Annotated in this window: 1 protein-coding gene; it reads right to left on the reverse strand. The window is 70.8% G+C overall.

Features of this window, described 5'->3' with window-relative positions; all coding sequences use genetic code 11:
• Positions 1 to 5: 5 nt before the first annotated feature.
• Positions 6 to 1,778, reverse strand: a complete 1,773-nt coding sequence (locus AB0I51_RS48360) for a biotin carboxylase N-terminal domain-containing protein (RefSeq protein ID WP_362985913.1) — start codon at positions 1,776 to 1,778, stop codon at positions 6 to 8.
• Between the last annotated feature and the right edge of the window lie 14 nt (positions 1,779 to 1,792).

Raw genomic sequence — 1,792 nt, forward strand, 5'->3', positions numbered from 1 at the left:
TCGGATCAGTCCTTGATCTCGCAGATGGCGGCGCCGGAGGTGATGGATGCTCCGACTTCCGCGCCGAGGCCCTTGACGGTGCCGGACTTGTGGGCGTTGAGGGGTTGTTCCATCTTCATCGCTTCGAGGACGACGACGAGGTCGCCTTCCTTGACTTCCTGGCCTTCCTCGACGGCGACCTTGACGATCGTGCCCTGCATCGGGGAGGCGAGGGTGTCGCCGGAGGCGACGGGGCCGGACTTCTTGGCCGCGCGGCGTTTGGGCTTGGCGCCGGCGGCGAGGCCGGTGCGGGCCAGTGACATGCCGAGCGAGACCGGGAGGGAGACCTCCAGGCGTTTGCCGCCGACCTCGACGACGATCGTCTCGCGGTCGGTGTCCTCGTCCGCCTCGGTGTCCGTGGGAGCGGCGAAGGGCTTGATGTCGTTGACGAACTCGGTCTCGATCCAGCGGGTGTGGACCGTGAACGGGTCGGTGGAGCCGGTGAGTTCGGGGGCGAAGGCGGGGTCGGTGACCACCTTGCGGTGGAAGGGGATCGCGGTGGCCATGCCCTCGACCCGGAACTCCTCCAGCGCCCGCGCCGCGCGCTGCAGCGCCTGCTCGCGACTGGCACCGGTGACGATCAGCTTGGCCAGCAGCGAGTCCCACGCCGGGCCGATCACGCTGCCGGACTCGACACCGGCGTCGAGGCGGACACCGGGGCCGGTGGGCGGGGCGAAGGCGGTGACGGTGCCGGGGGCGGGCAGGAAGCCGCGGCCGGGGTCCTCGCCGTTGATGCGGAACTCGAAGGAGTGACCGCGCAGTTCGGGATCCCCGTATCCGAGGGGTTCGCCGTCGGCGATGCGGAACATCTCGCGGACCAGGTCGATGCCGGCGACCTCCTCGGTGACCGGGTGTTCCACCTGGAGGCGGGTGTTGACCTCCAGGAAGGAGATCGTGCCGTCCTGCCCGACGAGGAACTCCACGGTCCCGGCGCCGACGTAGCCGGCCTCCTTCAGGATCGCCTTGGAGGAGGAGTACAGCTCGGCGACCTGCTCCTCGGAGAGGAAGGGTGCGGGGGCCTCCTCGACCAGTTTCTGGTGGCGGCGCTGCAGGGAGCAGTCACGGGTGGAGACGACGACCACGTTGCCGTGGGTGTCGGCCAGGCACTGGGTCTCCACGTGGCGGGGCTTGTCGAGGTAGCGCTCCACGAAGCACTCGCCGCGGCCGAAGGCGGCGACCGCCTCGCGCACCGCGGAGTCGTACAGCTCGGGAACCTCTTCCAGGGTGCGGGCCACCTTCAGACCGCGCCCGCCGCCGCCGAACGCGGCCTTGATCGCGATGGGCAGGCCGTGCTGCCCGGCGAACGCGACGACCTCGTCCGACCCGGAGACGGGGTCGGGGGTGCCGGCCACGAGGGGGGCACCGGCGCGCTGGGCGATGTGGCGGGCGGCGACCTTGTCACCGAGGTCGCGGATGGCCTGCGGGGGCGGCCCGATCCAGATCAGGTCCGCGTCGAGGACCGCCTGGGCGAACTCGGCGTTCTCCGACAGGAAGCCGTAGCCGGGATGGACGGCGTCGGCACCGGACTCACGGGCCGCGTTCAGGACCTTGGTGATGTCCAGGTAGCTGCTCGCCGGTGTGTCACCGCCCAGGGCGAACGCCTCATCCGCGGCGCGGACATGCGACGCGTCCCGGTCCGGGTCGGCGTATACGGCCACGCTCGCGATCCCGGCATCCCGGCAGGCCCGGGCAACGCGGACAGCGATTTCGCCACGATTGGCGATGAGCACCTTGCGCACGATTGAGGCTCCCT

Origin of the sequence: Streptomyces sp. NPDC050549 (assembly GCF_040655035.1) — a bacterium.
Taxonomy (GTDB): domain Bacteria; phylum Actinomycetota; class Actinomycetes; order Streptomycetales; family Streptomycetaceae; genus Streptomyces.